Origin of the sequence: Epibacterium ulvae (assembly GCF_900102795.1) — a bacterium.
Taxonomy (GTDB): Bacteria; Pseudomonadota; Alphaproteobacteria; order Rhodobacterales; family Rhodobacteraceae; genus Epibacterium; species Epibacterium ulvae.
This window is the reverse complement of the sequence record NZ_FMWG01000001.1, coordinates 203,632-227,693: the sequence shown is the minus strand read 5'-3', so window position 1 is coordinate 227,693 and position 24,062 is coordinate 203,632. Positions and strand designations below refer to the sequence as shown.

The following is a 24,062-nucleotide window of genomic DNA, read 5'->3' as shown; positions in this document are numbered from 1 at the left end:
AGTCTCCGCAGAAATGTTAAGTCACTTAACACCTACTCTGCGAGCGCAGCGATTGCATCCGCTTTTGCAAGGATCTGCCGAGCCGTCTCCACATGCAGATTCTCGACAATCTTACCGTCAACCACCGCAACCCCCTGCCCTTCGGCGGCAGCGGCATCAAAGGCCGCAATCTGACGGCGGGCCAAATCTTGTTCCTCAGCCGAAGGCGCAAAGGCCGTATTGGCAACCTCAACCTGCGCGGGGTGGATCAATGTTTTCCCGTCAAACCCCATATCGCGGCCCTGCTCACATTCCTGCGCGAGCCCCTCTTGATCCTTAAAGGCGTTGTAGACACCATCGACAATCACTGTCCCATGAGTTTTAGCAGCCAATAAACACAGTCCCAGGCTGGTCATCAAAGGCAAACGGTCGGCACGGAATCGCACCTGCAGCTCCTTGGCGAGGTCGTTTGTCCCCATCACCAGCCCTTCCAGACGGGGGTGCGCGCTGATTTCAGCAACATTCATCATCCCCAAAGGCGTCTCCATCATCGCCCAAAGCGGAATATTCCCGGTGATTTCTGCAAGCGCATCCAAATCTTTGGCCGTTGACACTTTGGGCAGCAATATGGCGTCACATCCCATCTGAACGGCCGCCTCGGCATCTGAACGCCCCCATTCAGTATCCAGCCCATTGATCCGGACAATTTTAGCCCGCGCTCCATAGCCACCCTGTTTCAGGGCTTCTGCCAGCGTATCTCGTGCGGTCGATTTTTCTTCATAGGAAACAGCGTCTTCCAAATCAAAAATGATCGCATCAACCGGCAACGACCGCGCCTTGTCCAGTGCGCGCGGCTTCGAACCGGGAATATACAGAACAGAACGGTAAGGACGGATTTGAGTAGACATGCAACCCTCCAAAAGGTCATTTTGTTACAGTTGAACTATGTTTTTCGACACATAATTTCAACAATAATCTTTCCGCAACGCAGAAATTAGCACAGAAACACAGCAAACCCCTTCCGGTCATTGCCTGTTGCGATAGAGGAAATCGCCCCGTTAACCAGTTTTCAACAGCCTCTATGCCACCTTTACCGCACGGCCCCTAGTTACCGCCTCCACTTACAGGCACCTTTGGACTCGGTTGGGCAAGACACGCCCTACCCTCAGAAATCGGCTCGCTGCGGGGCGTTGGGACGCAGAGGCATCCCGGTCGGCAGGCCCTTTATAGAAAGGGTAATATCTATGTTGAAGACAACGACACTCTTGATTGCCGGAGCAGGGCTTTTGCTCTCCACTCAGGTTGCTGGCGCACAGAACGCGGGTCGCAATTGCGCCCCACGGGATGTCGTGGTGAAGCGGCTGTCAGAAAAATATGGCGAAAGCAGACAAAGTATTGGAATTGGCCAGCAAGGCGTGGTCATGGAAACCTTTGCCTCCTCAGATACGGGCACTTGGACAATCACAGTGACCACACCCACAGGCCTGACCTGTTTGGTCGCATCCGGGCAATCTTACGAAAAACTCGCCGAAGTTGCCCCCGCGTTTGAAAGCGACGCTTAAACGGCGCGCCAAAGGACTTCACAGTAATGTGTCAGGCACAGCCTATGCATTCTGCGATCACCTTTCGACTGGAATGTCACGGTCATCACGTACGCCTCTAGCAGTGATCCGGGAAATTTTCGCCTAATCCGTGGGAACACATGGTGGAAGCTTCCCAGACGCTTGATACCCGCACAGAATCAAAGCCGTTTTCGGTCTGGACACCCCATTTGATCTGCGTTCACTTTCACAACTGCCTCCGTCAAAGTGCAAAAACCACGCAAAAAATTACAGCGATTTCCGCCGCCAAAGCCCTTTGTTTGTATTTTGTTTAGCGCCCAAACCTATGACAGGATCGCCACGCATACGATCTTGCTGCGATGCAGAACCCTTGCACGAACGCGCAGAAGAACGTAGGCACCTCTAAGAATTTCAACCGGACCGGAGAGATATTCCAATGGCTCGACCCAAAATTGCCCTTATTGGCGCTGGTAACATCGGTGGCACGCTTGCTCACCTCGCGGCGCTTAAAGAACTCGGTGACGTTGTTCTCTTTGACATCGCTGAAGGCCTGCCAGAAGGTAAGGCGCTCGACATCGCTGAATCCGGTCCTTCCGAGGGCTTTGACGCGTCGTTGCGCGGCACACAGGATTACGCCGATATCGCAGGCGCAGATGTTTGCATCGTGACCGCTGGCGTTGCACGCAAACCTGGCATGAGCCGTGATGACCTTTTGGGCATCAACCTCAAAGTGATGAAATCCGTTGGTGAAGGCATCCGCGACAACGCACCTGATGCGTTTGTGATCTGCATCACCAACCCGCTGGACGCAATGGTCTGGGCGCTGCAGAAGTTCTCTGGCCTGCCCACAAACAAGGTCTGCGGCATGGCTGGCGTCCTGGATTCTGCCCGCTTCCGTCACTTCCTCGCTGAAGAATTTGACGTCTCCATGAAAGACGTTACCGCTTTTGTTCTAGGTGGCCACGGCGACACCATGGTCCCTTCCGTGCGCTATTCAACCGTTGCAGGTATCCCTTTGCCTGATCTGGTGAAAATGGGCTGGACCACCCAAGAAAAGCTGGATGCGATCCTGCAACGCACCCGTGATGGTGGCGCAGAAATCGTTGGCCTGCTGAAAACCGGCTCTGCTTTCTATGCACCAGCAACTTCAGGTATCGAAATGGCCGAAGCCTACCTGAAAGACCAAAAACGCGTTCTGCCCTGTGCTGCATATTGTGACGGCGAGCTGGGCGTAAAAGACATGTATGTGGGCGTGCCCACCGTGATTGGCGCAAACGGCATCGAGCGCGTCGTTGACATCGCGCTGACCAAAGAAGAGCAAGAGATGTTCGACAACTCCGTCAACGCTGTAAAAGGCCTGATGGATGCCTGCAAGGGCATCGATGGTTCTCTGGCCTAAGCCAGCTCACCAGAAACTTGCATCAAGGCGCTCCTGTTGGGGCGCCTTTTTGTTTCGTAGGCTTTCACGCATCAGTCTCCACGCTTTCCTGCACCCCAGTCACGAAAGACTCGCGCCTAAAGGAAAGAAACTGAAAATAGAACTTGAATGAAGTTTTATCCAAAACCGAATCAGCCAGGAAACTTGATGCAAGATTTGTGATCACACCCTCAAAAACTGTGATCACAAATACCGAAAATCTTCATCATTTCTCTGTTAGAAGGCAAAAAAGCCTTTAAACATTGGCCGTATGAGGTGGTAATACCAAAGAACAATTGCAGCCAGACGGGACAGTTTCAAATGAACATCCACGAATATCAGGCCAAGGCCCTCCTGCGCAGCTACGGCGCTCCGGTGTCCGAAGGTCGCGTAGTGCTCAAAGCCGAAGATGCCAAAACCGCAGCCGGTGAGCTGGACGGACCTTTGTGGGTCGTCAAAGCACAGATCCACGCAGGTGGCCGCGGCAAGGGCTCTTTCAAAGAGGCTGACGCCGGTGAAAAAGGCGGTGTGCGCCTGACCAAATCTGTGGAAGAAGCCGCAGAAGAAGCCAAAAAGATGCTGGGCCGCACACTGGTCACACATCAAACCGGCCCCGTGGGCAAACAGGTCAACCGCATCTACATCGAAGCCGGTTCCGGCATCGAGCGTGAACTGTATCTTGCGCTGCTGGTTGATCGCCAGACCTCTCGCATTTCTTTTGTCTGCTCCACCGAAGGTGGCATGGACATCGAAGAAGTTGCAGCCGCAACACCTGAAAAGATCCTGTCTTTCTCTGTCGATCCTGCAACGGGCTACCAGCCTTACCACGGCCGCCGCATCGCGTTTGCACTGGGTCTGGAAGGCGCACAGGTCAAGCAGTGCGTTAAACTGATGGGTCAGCTGTACCAAGCGTTTAACGACAAAGACATGGAAATGCTGGAGATCAACCCGCTGATCGTCAGCGACAGTGGCGACCTCAAAGTGCTCGACGCCAAAGTTGGTTTTGACGGCAACGCGGTGTACCGCCACGCTGACATCGCAGAACTGCGCGACACCACCGAAGAAGACCCCAAAGAGCTGGAAGCGTCGAAATACGACCTGAACTACATCGCGCTTGACGGTGAAATCGGCTGCATGGTGAACGGTGCGGGTCTGGCGATGGCCACGATGGACATCATCAAACTCTACGGTGCTGAACCTGCAAACTTCCTTGATGTGGGCGGCGGCGCCACCAAAGAGAAAGTAACCGAAGCGTTCAAAATCATCACCTCTGACCAAAACGTCAAAGGCATTCTGGTGAACATCTTCGGCGGCATCATGCGCTGTGACGTCATCGCCGAAGGCGTTGTTGCTGCGGTTAAAGAAGTGGGCCTGAAAGTACCGCTGGTTGTCCGTCTGGAAGGCACCAACGTGGAAGCTGGTAAAGAGATCATCAACACCTCAGGTCTTGACGTGATCGCAGCCGACAACCTGTCAGATGGTGCTGAGAAAATCGTGAAAGCGGTTAAGGGCTAATTCGAATGCGGGTCACTCACCTCTTTGGAGCAGTATTTGCAATCTGTACAAGTGGTTTCCTCACGCCAGCACACAGTGCCCCGGCTGGAAAAGCACTGACAGTTAAAGCTGCTGGGAAACTGTATGGCGCAATATGTCAAAACGCATATCCCGATCTGAAGAAAGCAGTGGCCGTTGCCGAAGCGAATGGGTTTTCGCGCGATCAAAGCACCAAACTTCATGAGCATCCCACACTGGCTGCTCAGTTGCGAATTGACGCAGAAGTTTGCAATGGACGTTTTCATGTTCGCAAAGGGCGCGATGAATTGCCCGGAGCAGAGTTTGCAGAATGGTCCAGCGAAATGATCGAACCCGGCGCGAAGCCGGGGAAGCCACACATGAAAAGCGCCAAATTGAGCGCGAACCGGCGTGACCTCGCTGTGTTCCGGAACAGATAATGCGGAAGGAACCAATCAAATGGTAGCCCCCATCGGCGAAATCAAAACCGTGATCTTTCAAAGCTTCATCGCTTTGGTAATCACCTCGATTTCTTAGATGGCACAGCCGGTTTGATGGGCAGATCACGATGAAGATCAACACCTATATGATATCCCTCACCCGCGCCGCTGGTCGGCAAGAGCGGATGCGTGACACGCTGGAGGCCGCAGGCATCCCGTGTGCACTCGTAGAGGCGATTGATCTTCAGGAGACCTCAGAAGAAGAGCTGTTGCAGAACTGCAAAAGCTTTGGCCCCTGGGGTGTCTTTGCACCGGGTAACATGGCCTGCACGCTAAGCCACGCAAAGGTCTGGGAGACCTTTCTGGCCTCAGATGCAGAGGTGGCACTGGTTCTGGAAGACGATGTTTTCCTGTCGCCAGAGCTGAAACACTGGCTGGACGATCTCAGCTGGTGGCCTAAAGGGTCTGAACTGGTCAATCTTGAATTCTGGCGCAGCAACTCTTTACGGGTGATGCTGGGCAAGACGGTTGCACAGGTTCGCAACCGGGATATTGCGCCGATGTATTCGCGCAACCCCGGATCTGCGGGCTATATGGTGACGCGCGCTGGGGCCAAACGGCTTTTGGCTGCGATGCCTTATGATGTGACAATTGATCAGTTGCTGTTTAACCCTCTGGTGTCCTCCCTCGCACGGGATCTGCGCCCGCATCAAATCGCACCTGCCCTGATCAAACAGGGCAATACGCCCCCGGAAGAAGACACCTTCCTTGGACATGCGACGCGCAAACCCACCGGAGCGCTCTACAAAAAACAAAAACGCCTGCGGGGCATGGCCGAGCTGCGCGCTCTGCCCCTGCAACTCCTTCGTCTGGTCACCGGCCGCGCGCGCCCCGTGCGTGTGCTTTATGCCGACCGGACTTTAACCGACGACCACGCGGCACAGGCCGCCTCGGCCACAACCGCATAATCGAAAGGAAAGGACACCATGGCAGTCCTCATCGACGAAAACACCAAAGTGATCTGTCAGGGCCTCACCGGCTCGCAGGGCACATTCCACTCAGAACAGGCCATCGCCTATGGCACCAAGATGGTGGGCGGCGTGACCCCCGGCAAAGGCGGTCAAACCCACCTGAACCTGCCCGTGTTCAATTCAGTCCACGAAGCAAAGCACGTCACCGAAGCAAACGCCTCTGTGATCTATGTTCCGCCCCCCTTCGCAGCAGATTCCATTCTGGAAGCGATTGACGCGGAAATGGAACTGATCGTCTGCATCACCGAAGGCATTCCTGTGCTCGACATGATGCGCGTTCAGCGCGCGCTGCAGGATAGCAAATCCCGCCTGATCGGCCCCAACTGCCCCGGCGTGATCACCCCCGACGCCTGCAAAATCGGCATCATGCCTGGCCACATCCACAAACGTGGCTCTGTTGGTGTTGTGTCCCGTTCCGGCACGCTGACCTATGAAGCGGTAAAACAGACCGCAGACATCGGTCTGGGCCAGTCTACCGCTGTGGGCATCGGCGGTGACCCGATCAAGGGCACCGAGCACATCGACGTTCTGGACATGTTCCTTGATGATGATGAAACCCACTCCATCATCATGATCGGTGAAATCGGTGGTTCCGCAGAAGAAGAAGCCGCAGAATTCCTGGCCGAGCAAAAGAAAAAAGGCCGCTGGAAGCCAACCGCTGGTTTCATCGCGGGCCGCACAGCCCCTCCCGGCCGCCGCATGGGCCACGCCGGTGCGATTGTTGCCGGTGGCAAAGGTGGCGCTGAAGACAAGATCGAAGCGATGAAATCCGCTGGTATCGTTGTTGCTGACAGCCCCGCAGGTCTGGGCGAAGCCGTTCTCAAGGCAATCGGCTAAATGGCACCAGAGCACTGTCAGGCTGACAGGCTCGACCTGAAAATCTGGGATAGGCGGTATGCGCCTGTCCCCTTTGGCACTCTTGATGGTGCTGCCAATCGGGCACGCGTGCCCCATTCGCAGCGCGATCCAGTGCCAGCTTCACGTTTCGTCAACTTCCTTCAAGTCAATCTGGCGCGGCCAGCACGCGACCTCATAATATAACGGTCCAAACCCACAAGAGGTGTCCCAATGACCGAACAAAGCCCCAATGATCTCTTCCATGCCTCTTCTTTCATGCAGGGGCACAATGCGGAGTACCTTGAGCAGCTTTATGCCCGTTACGCCAATGACCCATCCGCGGTAGATGCCGCATGGGCCGAATTCTTCCGTCAGATGGGCGACGCAGAACCTGACGTAAAAGCCGAAGCTGCAGGCCCGTCATGGGCGCGCGCAGATTGGCCACCTGCACTAGACGATGATCTGACAGGCGCCCTGACAGGGGAATGGCCCGCCCCGGCGGAGGCCAAAGGTGCTGGCAAAAAGATCAAAGAAGCCGCCAGCAAAACAGGGGTTGAGGTCTCAGACGCGCAAATCCAACGTGCCGTTCTGGATTCGATCCGCGCCCTGATGCTGATCCGCGCCTATCGTATTCGCGGCCACCTGGCCGCTGATCTTGATCCTTTGGGCATGCATGGCCGTGAACCACATCCTGAACTGGATCCAAAGGCCTATGGCTTTAACGATGCCGATATGGATCGTCCGATCTTTATCGACAATGTGCTGGGCTTGCAGGTTGCCTCGATGCGCCAGATCGTTGACATCGTAAAACGCACATACTGTGGCACATTCGCGCTGCAATACATGCATATTTCAGATCCAGAACAATCGGCCTGGCTGAAAGAGCGCATCGAAGGCTTTGGCAAGGAAATCCAATTCACCCGTGAAGGCCGCAAGGCGATCCTCAACAAAATGGTTGAGGCTGAGGGTTTTGAAAAATTCCTCCATGTCAAATACATGGGCACCAAACGTTTTGGTCTGGATGGCGGCGAAAGCCTGATCCCCGCGATGGAACAGATCATCAAACGCGGCGGCAATCTCGGCGTCGAAGACATCGTGATCGGCATGCCACACCGCGGTCGTTTGTCAGTGCTGGCAAATGTGATGCGCAAACCTTATCGCGCGATCTTCAACGAATTTCAGGGCGGTTCGTTCAAACCCGAAGACGTTGATGGCTCGGGCGATGTGAAATACCACCTTGGTGCGTCCTCAGACCGTGAATTTGACGGCAACACTGTGCACCTGTCGCTGACGGCAAACCCCTCTCACCTTGAGGCGGTGAACCCCGTTGTTCTGGGTAAAGTGCGCGCAAAACAAGACCAACAAAACGACACAGACCGCACCAAGGCGCTCTCCGTACTGTTGCACGGCGATGCCGCTTTTGCAGGTCAGGGTGTTGTGGCAGAATGTTTTGCGCTTTCGGGTCTGCGTGGTCACAAAACCGGCGGCACCATCCATATTGTGGTGAACAACCAGATTGGTTTCACCACCGCACCGCACTTCTCGCGGTCTTCGCCTTATCCCACCGACAACGCACTGGTGGTGGAAGCGCCCATCTTCCACGTCAACGGCGATGATCCCGAAGCGGTTGTGCACGCCGCCAAAGTTGCGACGGAATTCCGCCAGAAGTTCCAGAAAGACGTTGTTCTGGATATCTTCTGCTACCGCCGGTTTGGTCACAACGAAGGCGACGAGCCGATGTTCACCAACCCGCTCATGTATAAAAAGATCAAAGGCCACAAGACCACCCTGTCGCTTTACACCGAACGTCTGGTCAAAGACGGCCTGATCCCCGAAGGCGAAATCGAAGACATGAAGGCGGCTTTCCAAGCGCACCTGAATGAAGAATTCGAGATCGGCAAAGATTATAAACCCAACAAAGCCGACTGGCTGGATGGGCGTTGGTCACATCTGGACAAACGCGGCGAAGAATATCAGCGCGGTAAAACGGCGATTGCTCCGGAAACACTGGCTGAAATCGGCAAATCCCTGTCCTCTGTGCCTGAGGGTTATCCGATCCACAAAACCGTAAACCGCGTTCTGCAAGCGCGCGGCAAAATGTTTGAAAACGGTGCTGGCTTTGACTGGGCCACCGGTGAAGCACTGGCCTTTGGTTCTTTGCTGACCGAAGGCTATCCAGTCCGCCTGTCTGGTCAGGATGCAACCCGCGGCACCTTCTCGCAACGCCATTCCGGCATTGTGAATCAGGAAACCGAAGAACGCTATTACCCGCTGAACAACATCCGCGAAGGTCAGTCGCACTATGAGGTGATCGATTCTGCGCTATCAGAATATGCAGTTCTGGGTTTTGAATATGGCTACTCGCTGGCGGAACCCAACGCGCTGACCCTCTGGGAAGCACAATTCGGCGATTTCGCCAACGGCGCGCAGATCATGTTTGACCAGTTCATCTCATCCGGTGAAAGCAAATGGCTGCGGATGTCCGGCCTGACGGTTCTGCTGCCGCATGGGTTTGAAGGTCAGGGCCCGGAACACTCTTCTGCGCGTCTGGAACGCTTCCTGCAGATGTGTGGTCAGGACAACTGGATCGTTGCAAACTGCACAACACCGGCAAACTATTTCCACATCCTGCGCCGCCAGATCCACCGCACCTTCCGCAAGCCATTGATCATGGTCACTCCCAAATCCTTGCTGCGCCACAAATTGGCTGTATCCAAGGCTGAAGAGTTCACCACCGGATCCAGCTTCCACCGGATTCTGTGGGATGATGCGCAACAGGGCAATTCTGACACCAAACTGGTTGCAGATGACAAAATCAAACGCGTGGTCCTGTGCTCGGGCAAAGTCTATTATGACCTCTTGGAAGAGCGCGACGCCCGTGGCATCGATGACGTCTATCTGATGCGCGTTGAGCAATATTACCCCTTCCCGGCCATGTCACTGGTCAAGGAAATGGAACGCTTCAAAGGCGCTGAAATTGTCTGGTGTCAGGAAGAGCCCAAGAACCAGGGCGCCTGGACCTTTATTGAACCCAATATCGAATGGGTTCTGACCCGCATCGGCGCAAAACACACCCGTCCGACCTATGTCGGCCGTGCCACATCCGCCTCGCCTGCCACCGGTCTGGCGAGCCAACACAAATCCCAACAAGCTGCGCTCGTAAACGAAGCGCTGAGCATCTGAGGAAAACGACAATGACCACCGAAGTGCGCGTGCCCACTCTGGGCGAATCCGTGACCGAAGCCACAGTTGCCACCTGGTTCAAAAAGCCAGGTGAGGCGGTTGCAGCTGATGAAATGCTCTGCGAGCTGGAGACCGATAAGGTTACAGTTGAAGTGCCAGCCCCCGCAGCAGGCGTTCTGGGCGAAATCGTTGCAACCGAAGGCACCACCGTAGGTGTAGATGCGCTGCTTGCAACCATCACCGAAAGCGGTGCCGCTGCAGCGCCAGCGGCGCCTGCAGCCGCTCCTGCAGCTGCGGCCCCCGCAGCTTCTGCCGAAACAACCGATGTCATGGTTCCAACCTTGGGCGAATCCGTGACCGAAGCGACTGTGTCCACATGGTTCAAAAAGGTCGGCGACACCGTTGCTCAGGACGAAATGCTGTGCGAGCTGGAAACCGACAAGGTCTCCGTTGAGGTGCCCGCACCTGCTGCTGGCGTTCTGGCAGAGATCACCGCACCCGAAGGCACAACCGTTGATGCCACTGCAAAACTTGGCGTTCTTGCCGGTGGTGCGGGTGCGGCGGCCCCAACTGCTGCGCCTGCTGCAGCCGCGGCACCTGCCGCCGCGTCAAAGGACATCGCCAATGCGCCAGCCGCAGAAAAGGCCATGGCCGAAGCCGGTCTGAGCGCCGCCAATGTGGCAGGCACCGGTCGCGATGGTCGCATCATGAAAGATGACGTCGCGCGCGCAGTTGCTGCAACCGCCGCAGCCCCTGCGGCCGGGCCCGCCCCTGCAGCACCACGTGCACCCGTAGCAGCTGATGATGCCGCCCGCGAAGAGCGCGTGAAAATGACCCGCCTGCGCCAGACCATCGCCAAGCGTCTGAAAGACAGCCAGAACACCGCTGCGATGCTGACCACCTATAATGAGGTCGACATGACCGAGGTGATGGCGCTGCGCAACGAATACAAAGACCTGTTCCTGAAGAAACACGGCGTGAAACTGGGCTTTATGTCCTTCTTCACCAAGGCCTGCTGTCACGCGCTGAAAGAAGTGCCAGAGGTGAACGCTGAAATCGACGGCACCGACATCGTGTACAAAAACTTTGTCCATATGGGCATCGCGGCAGGCACGCCGACTGGTCTGGTTGTTCCCGTGATCCGCGACACCGACGCCATGTCCTTTGCCGATATCGAAAAAGCGATTGCTGAAAAAGGCAAGCGTGCCCGTGACGGGAAACTGTCCATGGCCGAAATGCAGGGCGGCACCTTCACCATTTCCAACGGTGGTGTTTACGGCTCTCTCATGTCCTCACCCATCCTGAACCCCCCGCAGTCCGGCATCCTCGGCATGCACAAGATCCAAGACCGCCCCATGGCGATCAACGGCAAGGTTGAGATCCGTCCAATGATGTATCTGGCGCTGTCTTATGACCACCGTATCGTGGACGGCAAAGGCGCTGTAACCTTCCTCGTGCGCGTCAAAGAAGCGCTGGAAGATCCCCGCCGCCTGCTGATGGATCTGTAAAAAGACCTCATCTTATAATGCGAAGTGCCGCCCAAGGCACTTCGCTCCGCTTCTACCATTGTGTGCCGATGATCGCTTCATCTCGTCTTTTAAATGCGGCTCATATTCTGCTGATAGGCTTATTCCTTGAACGAATAATGCCCTATGCAGAAGCGATAAGCCTTGCGGAAAACAGACACGAATACTTTGAAATCATCACACACACCGGATCACCAACCGCTATCATCTTGATGATAACATTGCTTGTTGTGTTGAAACGATCTCCACGCTTAGCCTTGCTCCTGGTAGCAAGTGCGACAGCAATTGCCTTGTCTGGCTTGACCTTTTCCAACATAAATCTGGACCAAGCAGAACACCGAAGTGACCTTTTCTGGGGGACCTGCCTCTCATGCGTGACGCTTCTTTTAGGAGGGGCGCTCTTGTCCGGGCATTTCGAAAAGACGCGATCACAACCACACGAACAGGATGCCATATGATGGATCGTTTTCTGCGGTTGTCCGTTTCTCTCCAAACCGTTTTAACAACCCGCCGCTGCACTCGCGGTGCACGAGGGGTGTACAAGGGGTGCACGCATGTCACCTCCCCTCTCTGGCGCTCTTATTCCTGACGAAAGGACCAACTCATGTCATATGACGTCATCATCATCGGTGCAGGCCCCGGCGGCTATGTGTCTGCTGTACGTTGCGCCCAACTGGGCCTGAAAACGGCCATCGTAGAGGGTCGTGAAACCCTCGGCGGCACCTGCCTCAATGTGGGCTGTATCCCCTCAAAAGCGCTGCTGCACGCAACGCACTCCTTGCATGAGGCGCAGCACAGCTTTGGTAAAATGGGCCTCAAAGGCGCTGCACCCGAGGTCGACTGGGACCAGATGAAATCCTATAAAGATGATGTCATCGGCCAGAACACCGGCGGTGTTGAGTTCTTGATGAAAAAGAACAAAATTGACTGGCTGAAAGGCTGGGCCTCGATCCCGGCAGCGGGTCAGGTGAAGGTCGGTGATGAAACCTACGCGACCAAAAACATCGTGATTGCATCCGGTTCTGTGCCCTCTGCCCTGCCCGGCGTCACCGTTGAAAACGACAAAGGTATCGTCGTGGACAGCACTGGCGCGCTGGAGCTGCCAAAGATCCCCAACAAAATGGTTGTGATCGGCGCAGGCGTGATTGGTCTGGAGCTTGGCTCTGTTTATGCGCGTCTTGGCACCGAGGTTACAGTTGTTGAATATATGGACGCGGTCTGCCCTGGCATGGACAAAGACGTTCAGCGCTCGTTCAAGAAGATCCTTGAAAAACAAGGCCTGAAATTCATCATGGGCGCAGCGGTTCAAGGTGTCGAAGCCCTGAAAAGCAAAGCAAAAGTCACCTACCAGCCCAAAAAAGGCGGAGATGATGAAATCATCGATGCCGATGTTGTTCTGGTTGCAACAGGCCGCAAGCCTTATGCCGAAGGCCTTGGGCTTGACGCGCTTGGCGTGAAACTGACCGAGCGCGGCCAGATCGCAACGGATGCGAAATGGGCCACCAACGTGCCCGGCATCTACGCAATTGGCGACGTGATCGAAGGCCCCATGCTGGCCCACAAAGCCGAAGACGAAGGCATGGCGGTTGCGGACGTGATCGCGGGCAAACATGGCCATGTGAACTACGGTGTGATCCCCGGTGTGGTCTACACCACACCTGAGGTTGCCACCGTTGGCGCCACCGAAGAAGCCCTGAAAGCGGAAGGTCGCAAGGTCAAGATTGGCAAATTCTCATTCATGGGCAATGGCCGCGCAAAGGCTGTGGGTCAGGCTGATGGGTTTGTGAAACTGATCGCAGACAAGGAAACCGACCGTGTGTTGGGCGCCGCTATCATCGGACCAGCAGCCGGTGATATGATCCATGAGATCTGTGTCGCGATGGAATTTGGCGCCTCTGCCGAAGACATTGCCCTCACCTGCCACGCACACCCCACCTATTCAGAAGCCGTCCGCGAAGCCGCCCTGGCTTGCGGCGATGGCCCAATCCACGCGTAAATTTTCGCGGTGGTCGAGAAGATAAAGGCAGCCGTTTGGCTGCCTTTTCTTTTTGACAACTCGGTCTTTAGACGATGACCTTCAAAGCAGCATCAGCTGTTACAAGCAGCACAGTTACGAAGGTCCCGATGAAAAGCCCAATACGCATTCGAACTATGCTATCAAATCTATGATAGAACCTCATAACACCCCATGTTGGGTACCCATCCTCATCTCGTTCACACGCAAACGCAAACAGCTCTGCAAAGCAACAAAAAACAGCCGTCATTGATAGCACGGTAAACAGATTGGAAATTAATTTAAGTGGGTTTCCCTCAATCTCGCTAAAGCCAAAGGTATCTGCCATCGTATAGGCTAAAAATACTGTAGAAGATGATACAATTAAGGGCATAAAAAGAAAGGGCAGTAGCAGCACTGCAATTAACTCAAATAAACCCCTACAAAATGCGGTTTTACCGTGCTTCCCGAGATCCCTACGAGTTTCTTTCAAAAGCCCCCATCGCTCAGAATTGAAAAAACTGTGAAGCACTGCAAATTGCATCGCAAATGAAGTGAAAAAGAATAAAGCCCACTCAGCTGCTGGTTCAATCTCAGGTCTCGCCGATGCGTACAGACACAGTGCGGCAACCCAAATGGCACCAGCTTCTTCTTTTCCAAATTGATAATTCATTTGTATCTCCAATTATTCCAGAATCTGAAAATAAGAACAAAAAGAGAGTATGAAAGCTATCCAACTTCATCTTGACGGTAATTTAAATTAAGAATCAGCTTCTTAACGAAGGAAACCCAGCATCTGCCATCAAGGCGTTTGATCGCGTTTCGATGCGGGTTTCGAGGTCATGCATCATCGCGTCGCGCTCTGTCCCTGCGGCGATGGGATCAAGGAACTCCACCACAGCGGTGCCGGGGGTGCGCAAAATGCCTTTGCGGGGCCAGAACAGGCCCACGTTGGTCGCCACAGGTACCAACGGCTGTTTCAGCGCTTCAAACAGGATTGCGGTGCCCACCTTGTAGGGTTTCACAACGCCGGGAGCGACACGGGTGCCCTGTGGGTAGATCACCAACTGGCCCGGCTCTTTAAATTCACGCGCAACGTCTTGCACCATTTTGGCAATGGCTGCGCCACGTCGGCCGCGATTGACCGGAACACACCCCAGACGTTTGGCATAGATCCCCATGATCGGCGCCCACATCAGCTCTTGCTTCATGATGAATTTGGCCTGTGGCACCTTGTAAAAGATCATTAGAATATCAAGAAAGCTCTGATGCTTCGCGGCAACCACCACTTCATCTGTTGGGATAGGCCCGCGCCATTCCGTGCGGATGCCGACCATCCAGCGCGCAGTCCAGAGAACCCAGGCGCAATAGGTCTTGCAGCCCAGCCGCGCGCCTCCTTTGGACAGGATCGCAAAAGGCGCAAAGACAATGCCCAGAACCAGCATCGCAACATACATCTGGACGATAAAAATCAACGAACGCAAGTAGCGAAACGCAAGTGTCATGTGAGGTCTCCCAAACGTTTATTGGCGGCGCGAGAGGTGGCGATAAAGGCCACCAACGCGCCCAGCGGTGGGATCACCAGCGGCCAAAGCCACCGCCATCCTGTCAAACCAAGGCCGGTCAAAAAGCCCCCCTCTTCCGAGGCTTCTGGCAACAGCCAAACCCCCAGCATCCCAACCGCCACCCCAGCCGCAGCGCCCGACAATGCGCGCAAGGTGAAGCGACGGATAAAGGCATTTGCAATATAGCTGTCTTGCGCACCGACCAGCCGCAGTACTTCGATCACCTGTGCATTGGCCGCCAATGCAGCATTTGCGGCCAGCGTAATCATCGCAGCCATTGCGCCGCCCAGAAGCACGATTGAAATCAACGCAAGAAGGCGCAGCGCCCGCGCCGCCTCGACCAGTGGTTCCCGCCAGCGGGTGTGGTCATCCAATACCGCCCCGGGCACCTCGGCTTGCAGGCGCAGACGAAGACCTGTTGCATCATAAGGGGGATCTGCAGAGAACACTTCAATCAACTGCGGCACCGGCAGGGTATCGATCGGAAGATCTGCGCCAAACCACGGCGTAAGCAGGCCCACCTGCTCTTCGCGGCTCAGGGCACGGGCACGGGCAACACCCGGCGTTTGCTGCAGAATGGCCAATGCAGCTTCGGTTTGTGCCACCTTTTGATCAGCGGGCGCATTGATACGCAGCGTCGCCGCCCCGGCCAGTTCATCTGCCCAGCGATCTGCCAAACGTCCTGAAGCAATGGAAAGCGCCAGCGCAAAGACTGTCAAAAACGCCATCGCTCCTGAGACAAACAAGGTCAGATGCGCTGTGAATCCGCTGGGCGGCACAACGCGGTCGGCCTGCGCATCCCCCAAAATGAGATTTTGCAAAGAGGGCAGGATCATAGATCCACCCCTGCCAGCTGCAGCTGCCGGTTTGAGATCCGCAAAACACGAGCCTGCACTTGATTTTTTGCGGCCCGGATCAAAGGCAGATCATGGGTCGCCACCATGATGGTTTTGCCCATATTGTTAAGTTCCACCAAAAGGCGCAACAGACGCTGTGACATCTCCCAATCGACATTGCCGGTGGGTTCATCTGCGATAATCACATCAGGAGACAGGATCACCGCACGCGCCAACGCCGCGCGCTGGCGTTCCCCGCCAGACAATTCAGGGGGCAGAGCATGGGCTCTTTCGGCGAGGCCCACCCAGTTTAACAATTCGCGCAGATTGTCCTCTTCCTGTGCAAGATCGCGTCCCGAGACCGTAAGCGGCAGCGCAATATTTTCAAGCAAGGAGAGATGATCCAGAAAACGGCAGTCTTGGTGCACCACCCCTACGCGGCGGCGCAACATAGCCATTTGATCGCGATCCAACCCACGGACATCCATGTTAAACGCGCGCACCTGCCCAGCGGTTGGGGCCAAAGCGCCATAGCACATTTTCAGCAATGTGGTCTTGCCTGCGCCAGATGGCCCGGTCAGGAAGTAAAACGCCCCGGGCGACAGTTGAACTGATACGTTGTTCAACAGTTCTCCGCCGCCGTAATTATAGGCTACATTGTCCAGCTCGATCACTGATGCCCCCTCGTGCTTGTGGGGCAGTTTTGCCCCAGCCGTGGCGCAGTTTCAATGGCCACCTGTTGCTCTGTTGACCTCAGATCCAACTAGATCGCGGAATTCTTCTTTTCATGGCGTCGACGAAGCGCTTATAATTTCAGAATAATCACAATCGCCGGATCAGGCACCTCGGTGCAATCCAAGGAGAGCGGAATGCGTCTGACATGCCCCAATTGCGCAGCCCAGTATGAGGTGCCAGAAAGCGTAATCCCGCCTGAAGGACGCGATGTTCAATGTTCCAATTGCGGCGATACATGGTTTCAACGCCTCGATGGCATAGAAATGGTACCAGTTGAGGACGCGCCTTATACGGAAAGCGCCGAGCATCACGATGATTTTTCCCAACCTCCCGTACAGCACGAAAATACAGAACCGGAAACAAACACACAGGAGGCTGCAGAACCCACGCCTGTGGTCGAAGCTGCACCGCACGCAAAAGACCCACGCACCCCGCGCGGCATAGATGCTGAAACCGCAGACATCCTGAGAGAGGAAGCTGCACGCGAAGCCAGACTGCGGGCTGAATCACAGGCAAGTCTGGAAACACAGCCTGATTTGGGCCTTGCTGCTCCGCCTCGCAGGATTACCTCTGAACCCGTTCCTGAGGCGCATAGAGACCCAGTTCCCGACACCAGTGCGCAGACGTCCTTGCGCCGGGATTTGCTGCCAGACATTGAGGAAATCAATTCCAGCCTGCGGGCCTCCGACCAAACTGAAGAAACCGTGCCGTCATCCGCAGATTTACGCCCTGCAAAAAGTGGCACCGGATTTCGGCGTGGTTTCCTTATGGCCGTTTTGATCTCATCTTTGTTGGTCCTGATTTATAGCAATGCCGATCAAATCTCAGCTCAGGTGCCTCAGGCGGCCCCGCTGTTGAACAAATATGTTGTGGCTGTGGATCAGGCCCGTCTGTGGTTGGATACGCAGGTGAACACCTATGCAACGCCACCTGTCGCGGATGAATAGACGCTGACCCATTGTTTCAAAGAGGAATTTGCTTCGCTCGTGGACAGATCGTATTAGAAGCGATCCAACAAGCGTTCGAGGTAATTTCGCTCTGTCGGGCTACGGTCCCCATCCCCAGAGCGGCGCCGGATTTCATCCAATAACTCCCACGCACGCCGATAGGCTTCACCATCCCCGATCGGCCCGCCTTCGCTTATCCCCTGACCGCTGCGGCCCAGTGGATCTGTACTTTGCTGTGAATTGGCCTGACCGCTTTCGCCCTGACCCGGTTGCGTGCCATTGTCTTGTGCCATTGCTTCGCCCAAGGCACGCATGCCTTCACGCAAGGCTTCCATTGCATCAGACTGATTGTCTATAGCGCCTGCCATATCCCCATCACGCAAGGCATCTTCGGCCTGATCCATCGCACGCCCGGCACGATCAAGCGCATCACGGGCCGCCTGACCATCGGGTTCGCTGCCAAATGGCAGTGCTCCCTGCTGGCGATCAAGTTCCTGACGCAGGCTGCGCTGCTGATCGGCAAGGGACTGACCCTGTCCGGGCGCGCTTCCTTGACCGGATTGCCCAGACCCAGATTGGCCCTCCTGTCCCTGATCGCCTTGTCCCTGCTCACCGTCCTGACCGGGTTGAGGTTGCTGGCCAGATTCTGGGTTCCCTTGCTCACCGCGCGGGGCATTTGGGTTAAATTGCTGCTGGAGATCCCGAAAGGCCTGATCCGAAAGCCCCTGTTGCTCGCGCAGTGTCTCTGCAAGCCCTTCCATTGCATTTTCACCGGGAGATCCATTTTGCCCCTGCTGCCCTTCCGCAACTTGCATATTTTCCATCAACTGCTGGAATTCTCGCAAGGCTTGCTCGGCCTCAGCCATGCGCCCCTGCTCCATAAGGTCCTGGATGCGATCCATCATCGCCTGAAGATCATCTTGGGTCAGTTCCAGCGCATTGTCGGACGAACGTTCATCCTCATCTGTGTCGCTGTTTTGCGCCTGTTGTTGCAGACGTTGCATATATTCCTGCGTTGCATCACGCAATTCCTGCATGAGTTCAGCGATCTCGCTATCGCTTGCCCCGTCTCGCATTGCCTGACTTAACCGCTCCTGAGCGCGGCGCATCCGTTCCAGAGCATCGTTTAAATCTCCATGTTCCAGTTTCAGCGCCAACTCCCAAAGCGCCGCGGCGATCTCATCCTGCTGCGGTGATGTCAGCCCCGCCTGCACATAATGATCCAACCGGCGCAGGATTACCCGCATTTGCAGATAATCACCGCTGTCACGGAACATCTCATCGGGACGATGTGAGAGGGTTTGCAAAATTTGCGTAACACGCCGCCCATTGTCACGATTCCACAACAAATCACGCCGCTGCTCCACCACAGCGGCCGCTAAGGGATCAAAGAAACGACGAGCTTTCAGAGATGTCCCAAACCCTGCGGTTTCAGTCACTTGCCCGGCTGCGTCTTGCGCATAAAGCGTCACCACGACAGGCAGGTTGGCCCAGACATGATCAGAAAAATCTTCCATCAAGGTCTCGGTAAAATCCCGGCGGTCACCGGTAAGGGGCAACGGCAGATCCAGTTCTATGGCGGTGGTGTCTTCTGGATCAAGGGCAAGCCCATGGCGGCGGTCCACTGCCAAAAGATCAAGCGCGATCACAGCGCGTCCAGCTTCAACCCCATAGTCATCAACCGCCGTAAAGGGCAGCGTCATGTAGCCTTCGCTCGACAGATCTGCAGCGCCAGCCACAGAGATCCGTGGTGCGGTATCTGGCAGCAGAGTCACCTGCCACTGTTGGCCGCCCGCGCCTTCAATTGCAAGAGCCCCTGATTGCGTGACAGAAAAAGACTGTTCCGGATCAGCAGCGGATGGCAGGTTTTCAGTGCGGGCAGACACCGTTTCTGACAAAATCAATGCGCCAACTTCACCATAAAAGCGCAACGTAATCTGGCTGCCCCGTGGCAAGGTCAGGGTGCGGCCTGTCTGATCATTCAGATAAAGCACAGGAAGGCCCGTGTAGCGCGGCGGTTCAATCCATCCCTCCCAACTGGGACCAATCGCTGCGGATGCCCCCTGTCCGGGCATTACACGTGCAAGTGTCTGCACCTGCCAGACCGAACCAAACAACAAGGCTATTGCCAAAATCATCAGCGCAACATAGCGCAATGCGAATGGATCAGCAGGCGCGATATTCAGATCTGGCTTTGGCGCAGTTGCCTGCAAAGCCTTTTGCTGCAGGCGGGCCTGATGGGCCTGCCACAATTGATGGGATGCTGGGTCATCCGCGCCCAGCGCCTGTTCATCCAGCAGCCCCGAAATCGGTCGCCCTATGAGCGCCTGATCAAGATGCGCAATGGCATCAGCTAGGCTTGGCCAACGCATCCGGCGGCTGCCCGATATGGTGGCCATTGAAAAACACAGCACAAACAGGACAGAAATCGCCCATAGACCTGTCAGCGACAAAATGTCCTGCAAGCCCATCATCGCCAGCCCAGCGGCCAGAGTTGCGATAGCCCCCGCAGGCCAATAGGCCCGCAAAAGCCGTTCTGACAGCAGGCCCATCTGGGTCAGTCGCAATTGCCAGCGCAAAGGTTTCAGGCGCGGATCAAGGCCCCCCTGTCGTGCAGGGTGCGCCGTATCATTCCGCGTCTGGTGCTGCGCCATAGGCTTTTGCCTCCACTCACCCAGAGGCAGAATGCCTCAGAGCCACGCGGGTATGGTATCGCGATTTATCATTTCGTCAAAGGAAGGACGTTCGCGAATAACCGCGAATTGATCGCCATGCACCAAAACCTCGGGGATCAGGGGGCGGCTGTTGTATTCGCTCGCCATCACCGCACCGTAAGCCCCAGCACTGCGGAACGCCACCAGATCCCCTGCTACCATTGGCGCAAGGTTGCGCTGTTTGGCGAAAGTATCGCCAGATTCGCACACAGGTCCGACGATATCATAGGGCTGCTGTTCGGTTCCGGGCACAGGTTCAATCACGGGGATGATGTCGTGATGTGCTTCATACATCGCGGGGCGAATGAGATCATTCATCGCACCATCAATGATCAGGAAATCTCGGCCCTCGCCCGATTTCACATAGATCACTTTTGACACCATCAGCCCCGCGTTGCCAGCAATCAGGCGCCCGGGTTCGATCTCAATCTCGCAGTCCAGATGGCCCAGCGTGTCTTTGATCAATTGGCCATATTCCACCGGCAGCGGGGGGGCCTCATTAGAGCGCGTGTAGGGGATACCCAGACCGCCGCCCAGATCAAGGCGGCGAATATTGTGACCTTCGGCGCGCAGGGTTTCAGTCAACTCTGCCACTTTTTCATAGGCAAGGCGAAAGGGTTCAAGATCGGTCAGCTGTGAGCCGATGTGGCAATCGATCCCGATGACCTCTAGCCCCGGAAGGCTGGCGGCCAGCGCATAAACCTCTTTGGCGCGCGAAATCGGGATGCCGAATTTGTTCTCGGACTTGCCGGTTGCAATTTTGGCATGGGTTTTTGCATCCACGTCGGGGTTCACCCGGATCGTGATGGGCGCTTTGACGCCCAGTTTTTGTGCAACCTGATCAATAACGATCATTTCAGGTTCGGATTCCACGTTAAACTGACGAATGCCGCCCGTCAGCGCCGTGTGGATTTCCTCATAGGTTTTGCCAACGCCAGAAAAGACGATCTTATCACCCGGAACGCCCGCAGCACGCGCGCGCAGATATTCGCCCTGGCTGACCACATCCATGCCTGCGCCCAGCTTGGCCAGTGTTTTCAGGATCGCCTGATTGGAGGCTGCCTTCATCGCGTAGCACACAAGGTGTTCTGTCCCTTCAAGCGCCTCATCAAAAAGCTTGAAGTGACGTTCCAGCGTCGCAGTGGAATAGACATAAAACGGAGTGCCAACCGCAGCCGCAATCTCGGCCACTGGCACGTCTTCGGCGTAGAGGGCGCCGTCACGGTAGAGAAAATGATCCATACCACAGCGCTTAGACCAAAAGCTGCGGTGGGATCAATTGATTCCGCGTATCGCTGGCAAACCGGGGGAATGTCACACAAGGGCTCCCGCCCGTGTCAGCACCTTCACAGAAGGAGCCGCCCCCGTTGGGCCAAGCGCGCTGCGTGGGCTTACGCCCCCACAGCGCGATCGCGACCTCTACCAACATTGGTGTTTGCCGCAACCGCACCGCGCCTTTGCGCGGTGCCATGCCCAACGGGAGGAAGCCCGATAGGGTTTTCCGACGGGCGGGAGCCCCCCCAGCGAGCTGCTTAAAACCCGACGGTCACCGAGACAGGCCCCTTATTGGCCCCAACCCGTCCACCAAGATGAACACCATTTGAGGACACCCCGACACCTGCGTTCAGAGTGGGGCGAATAGGCTCCCCATCAACGCCGCAACCTGCAACCATAAAAAGACCCAGCAGGAGTGCCGCAACTTTCATGCTTTGAGCTATCATGGTCCTCACCTTTATTCGACTTCAGACAATCAGCGAAGCACTCACTGCGCAAGAAGAGCTTTCCAACGGGTGACCTGCGCGCGCACCTGCTCTGGGGCTGTGCCGCCATAGCTTGTACGCGAATTCACTGAATTTTCGACCCCCAGTACTGTAAAGATATCCTCGGTGATCCCAGAATGCACCCCTTGCATGTCATCAAGGCTCAGATCAGGCAGATCACAGCCACGTGCTTCTGCCATGCCGACAAGCGTGCCCGTCACATGATGCGCATCCCGGAATGGCACTTTGAGCACCCGAACAAGCCAATCCGCCAAATCCGTTGCCGTGGAAAATCCGCTGCCAGCCGCCGCTGCAAGGCTTTCACGATTTGCAGACATGTCTTTCACCATGCCTTCCATCGCAGCAAGCGCCAGCATCAGGTTGTCTGCAGCATCAAAGACCTGTTCTTTGTCTTCCTGCATGTCTTTTGAATAGGCCAGAGGCAGGCCCTTCATCACCATCATCAGGGCCGTATTGGCCCCAAAGATCCGCCCGACCTTAGCGCGGATCAGCTCTGCTGCATCTGGGTTTTTCTTTTGTGGCATGATTGAGGAGCCGGTTGAGAATCGGTCGGACAGGGTCACAAAACGGAACTGCGCAGACGACCAGATCACCAGCTCTTCGGCAAAGCGGCTGAGGTGCACCGCACAGATCGATGCGACAGACAGGAATTCCAGCGCGAAATCCCGGTCTGATACGGCATCCAGTGAATTTGCGGCCGGCCGCTCAAACCCCAGCGCCTCTGCGGTCATGCTGCGATCAATCGGAAATGAGGTTCCGGCCAGTGCAGCAGCCCCCAGAGGACATTCATTCATACGTGTCCGCGCATCACGCACGCGTGAGAGATCACGGCCAAACATTTCCACATAGGCCATCATGTGGTGGCCCCAAGTCACAGGCTGCGCCGTCTGCAAATGGGTAAAGCCCGGCATAACCCAGTCTGCACCCGCTTCGGCCTGATCCAAAAGCGCCGCAATCAAAGCCAAAAGCCCGGTTTCGGCTGCATCCAATTGATCCCGCACCCACAGTTTAAAATCTGTCGCCACTTGATCATTGCGCGACCGCCCCGTGTGCAGTCGCCCAGCCGGTTCTCCGATGATTTCTTTCAGGCGGGCCTCCACATTCATGTGAATGTCTTCCAAAGCGGTGGAAAATTGGAAATTTCCGGCCTCAATTTCTGACAAAATTGTGAGCAACCCTTCCCGAATGGCCTCGGCATCACTATCCGTAATAACGCCTGACGCAGCCAACATGGCAGCGTGGGCCCGCGACCCTTGAATGTCTTGGGCTGCCATCCGCTTGTCAAACCCGATTGAGGCATTGATCGCCTCCATGATCGCGTCTGGCCCAGCGGCAAAGCGGCCGCCCCACATCTGGTTCGAGGTCTGGTCTGTCATGGTGGAACCCTGGAGATAATATGCGTCTATTTCGTTCTCTCACCCTTTATATGGCTCTTGCGCTTGGTGCAAATGCCGCTGTCGCCGCAGATCAAGCGGCCCTGGAAGCCCTGCGCGAAGACAGTTTACGCCGTCTTGTGGTGCACAAAGCGCCACGCGATGTCTCGCAAGTGCCATTTGAACTGGCCGATGGCGCAGGCACTGCAACGCTTGAAGATTACAAAGGCAAAATTGTCCTGTTAAATTTCTGGGCGACATGGTGCGCCCCTTGCCGCAAGGAAATGCCACAAATTTCCGAACTACAGGCTGAATTTGGCGGTGATGATTTTGAAGTTCTGACCATTGCAACTGGTCGTAACTCTCCGGCTGGTATCCAAAAATTCTTTGATGAACATGGTATCGACAATCTGCCGCGCCATCAGGATCCGCGTCAGCAGCTTGCACGTGAAATGGCCGTGATTGGCCTGCCAATCACTGTTCTATTAGATCGTGATGGTAAAGAAATCGCCCGGCTTTTGGGCGATGCTGAATGGAATTCAAACAGCGCCAAGGCAATTGTTCAGGCTTTGATGACTGACGAGTAAGGCCTCGGTTACCCTTCTTGATATATAGCTCAGGCCGTTCTTTA

The 24,062-nt window shown here is 55.6% G+C and carries 21 protein-coding genes; 12 read left to right on the top strand and 9 right to left on the bottom strand.

Annotated features, from left to right (window positions below; translation table 11 throughout):
- Nucleotides 1-32: 32 nt before the first annotated feature.
- Nucleotides 33-887: an HpcH/HpaI aldolase/citrate lyase family protein gene (locus BLP79_RS01145; protein WP_090214956.1), complete on the bottom strand. Its 855-nt coding sequence runs from the start codon at nt 885-887 to the stop codon at nt 33-35.
- 336 nt (nt 888-1,223) lie between these two features.
- Between BLP79_RS01145 and BLP79_RS01140 the strand changes: the two genes are divergently transcribed.
- The 10 genes from BLP79_RS01140 (at nt 1,224) to lpdA (ending at nt 13,483) form a co-directional block, all read left to right on the top strand.
- Complete coding sequence (locus BLP79_RS01140) at nt 1,224-1,541, top strand: hypothetical protein (protein WP_090214953.1); 318 nt, start codon at nt 1,224-1,226, stop codon at nt 1,539-1,541.
- A gap of 436 nt (nt 1,542-1,977) precedes the next feature.
- A complete protein-coding gene (mdh, locus tag BLP79_RS01135; RefSeq protein ID WP_090214951.1) occupies nt 1,978-2,940 on the top strand; it encodes a malate dehydrogenase in 963 nt (320 codons plus the stop codon).
- A gap of 339 nt (nt 2,941-3,279) precedes the next feature.
- A complete protein-coding gene (gene sucC, locus BLP79_RS01130) occupies nt 3,280-4,473 on the top strand; it encodes an ADP-forming succinate--CoA ligase subunit beta (protein ID WP_090214948.1) in 1,194 nt (397 codons plus the stop codon).
- 5 nt (nt 4,474-4,478) lie between these two features.
- Nucleotides 4,479-4,910 carry a hypothetical protein gene (locus tag BLP79_RS01125; RefSeq protein WP_090214945.1) on the top strand — a complete coding sequence of 144 codons (432 nt, stop codon included), beginning with the start codon at nt 4,479-4,481 and terminating at the stop codon, nt 4,908-4,910.
- Nucleotides 4,911-5,038: 128 nt separating this feature from the next.
- Nucleotides 5,039-5,878, top strand: coding sequence for a glycosyltransferase family 25 protein (locus tag BLP79_RS01120; RefSeq protein WP_090214943.1), 840 nt, complete (start codon nt 5,039-5,041; stop codon nt 5,876-5,878).
- An 18-nt stretch (nt 5,879-5,896) separates the two neighbouring features.
- A complete protein-coding gene (sucD, locus tag BLP79_RS01115; RefSeq protein ID WP_090214941.1) occupies nt 5,897-6,778 on the top strand; it encodes a succinate--CoA ligase subunit alpha in 882 nt (293 codons plus the stop codon).
- Nucleotides 6,779-6,982 carry a hypothetical protein gene (locus BLP79_RS19430; protein ID WP_139163153.1) on the top strand — a complete coding sequence of 68 codons (204 nt, stop codon included), beginning with the start codon at nt 6,779-6,781 and terminating at the stop codon, nt 6,980-6,982.
- Between the two features lie 27 nt (nt 6,983-7,009).
- Nucleotides 7,010-9,961: a 2-oxoglutarate dehydrogenase E1 component gene (locus BLP79_RS01110; protein ID WP_090214938.1), complete on the top strand. Its 2,952-nt coding sequence runs from the start codon at nt 7,010-7,012 to the stop codon at nt 9,959-9,961.
- 11 nt (nt 9,962-9,972) lie between these two features.
- A complete protein-coding gene (gene odhB, locus BLP79_RS01105) occupies nt 9,973-11,469 on the top strand; it encodes a 2-oxoglutarate dehydrogenase complex dihydrolipoyllysine-residue succinyltransferase (RefSeq protein WP_090214935.1) in 1,497 nt (498 codons plus the stop codon).
- A 622-nt stretch (nt 11,470-12,091) separates the two neighbouring features.
- A complete protein-coding gene (gene lpdA, locus BLP79_RS01095) occupies nt 12,092-13,483 on the top strand; it encodes a dihydrolipoyl dehydrogenase (RefSeq protein ID WP_090214930.1) in 1,392 nt (463 codons plus the stop codon).
- Nucleotides 13,484-13,550: 67 nt separating this feature from the next.
- Here lpdA and BLP79_RS01090 read toward each other — a convergent pair whose 3' ends face one another.
- From BLP79_RS01090 to BLP79_RS01075, 4 genes are all read right to left on the bottom strand, one after another.
- On the bottom strand, nt 13,551-14,153 hold the full coding sequence (locus tag BLP79_RS01090) for a hypothetical protein (RefSeq protein ID WP_090214927.1): 603 nt from the start codon (nt 14,151-14,153) through the stop codon (nt 13,551-13,553).
- A gap of 94 nt (nt 14,154-14,247) precedes the next feature.
- Entirely contained in the window at nt 14,248-14,985 is a 738-nt protein-coding gene (locus BLP79_RS01085) for a lysophospholipid acyltransferase family protein (protein WP_090214923.1), read from the bottom strand.
- The gene (locus BLP79_RS01080; protein ID WP_090214921.1) at nt 14,982-15,881 is read right to left on the bottom strand and encodes a cell division protein FtsX; all 900 of its coding nucleotides are present in this window, start codon (nt 15,879-15,881) and stop codon (nt 14,982-14,984) included. The genes BLP79_RS01085 and BLP79_RS01080 overlap by 4 nt, the downstream gene beginning before the upstream one ends.
- Complete coding sequence (locus BLP79_RS01075; protein ID WP_090214918.1) at nt 15,878-16,555, bottom strand: cell division ATP-binding protein FtsE; 678 nt, start codon at nt 16,553-16,555, stop codon at nt 15,878-15,880. Before BLP79_RS01075 ends, BLP79_RS01080 begins: the two co-directional genes overlap by 4 nt.
- A 195-nt stretch (nt 16,556-16,750) precedes the next feature.
- Between BLP79_RS01075 and BLP79_RS01070 the strand changes: the two genes are divergently transcribed.
- Nucleotides 16,751-17,563: a zinc-ribbon domain-containing protein gene (locus BLP79_RS01070; protein WP_090214916.1), complete on the top strand. Its 813-nt coding sequence runs from the start codon at nt 16,751-16,753 to the stop codon at nt 17,561-17,563.
- Between the two features lie 53 nt (nt 17,564-17,616).
- On the opposite strand, the gene BLP79_RS01065 is transcribed toward BLP79_RS01070, so the two are convergent.
- The 4 genes from BLP79_RS01065 to argH form a co-directional block, all read right to left on the bottom strand.
- Nucleotides 17,617-20,217 (bottom strand): DUF4175 domain-containing protein, encoded by a 2,601-nt coding sequence (locus BLP79_RS01065; RefSeq protein ID WP_090214913.1) that lies wholly within the window; start codon nt 20,215-20,217, stop codon nt 17,617-17,619.
- Between the two features lie 36 nt (nt 20,218-20,253).
- The gene (gene lysA, locus BLP79_RS01060; RefSeq protein ID WP_090214911.1) at nt 20,254-21,519 is read right to left on the bottom strand and encodes a diaminopimelate decarboxylase; all 1,266 of its coding nucleotides are present in this window, start codon (nt 21,517-21,519) and stop codon (nt 20,254-20,256) included.
- Nucleotides 21,520-21,809: 290 nt separating this feature from the next.
- Nucleotides 21,810-21,998: a hypothetical protein gene (locus BLP79_RS19425; RefSeq protein WP_139163152.1), complete on the bottom strand. Its 189-nt coding sequence runs from the start codon at nt 21,996-21,998 to the stop codon at nt 21,810-21,812.
- 41 nt (nt 21,999-22,039) lie between these two features.
- Complete coding sequence (argH, locus tag BLP79_RS01050; RefSeq protein ID WP_090214906.1) at nt 22,040-23,434, bottom strand: argininosuccinate lyase; 1,395 nt, start codon at nt 23,432-23,434, stop codon at nt 22,040-22,042.
- Between the two features lie 20 nt (nt 23,435-23,454).
- On the opposite strand from argH, the gene BLP79_RS01045 reads away from it, so the two are divergent.
- Entirely contained in the window at nt 23,455-24,018 is a 564-nt protein-coding gene (locus BLP79_RS01045) for a TlpA disulfide reductase family protein (protein ID WP_090214904.1), read from the top strand.
- Nucleotides 24,019-24,062 lie beyond the last annotated feature (44 nt).